The organism is Mucilaginibacter hurinus (genome assembly GCF_003324525.1).
GTDB classification, from domain to species: Bacteria; Bacteroidota; Bacteroidia; order Sphingobacteriales; family Sphingobacteriaceae; genus Mucilaginibacter; species Mucilaginibacter hurinus.
This window is the reverse complement of record NZ_QGDC01000031.1, coordinates 1-255: the sequence shown is the minus strand read 5'-3', so window position 1 is coordinate 255 and position 255 is coordinate 1. Positions and strand designations below refer to the sequence as shown.

Here is a 255-nt window from a genome sequence, read left to right as displayed (position 1 = left end):
AGACCATATCGATAGGTTTTTTGCCATTAATGCCCTGATGTGGTCTTTCCCAATTATAGTAAACAAGATATTTGAGCAGTTCATCTTCGAGTTCCTGTAAAGTATCGAAGTCTGTATCTTCTATAAGGTCTTCTTTTAAAGTACGCCAGAATCGCTCTACCTTTCCATTGGTTTGCGGACGGTAAGGCTGCATGTAACGGCGCTTGATTCCTGTTTCTATCAGCATCCTTTCGAAAGGATGATTATGTTTTTGCA

The 255-nt window shown here is 40.0% G+C and carries 1 protein-coding gene; it reads right to left on the bottom strand.

Going from position 1 to position 255, the window contains the following annotated elements:
* A partial coding sequence (locus tag DJ568_RS17065) for an integrase core domain-containing protein (RefSeq protein WP_147238789.1) occupies positions 1-255 on the bottom strand: 255 nt, incomplete at both ends.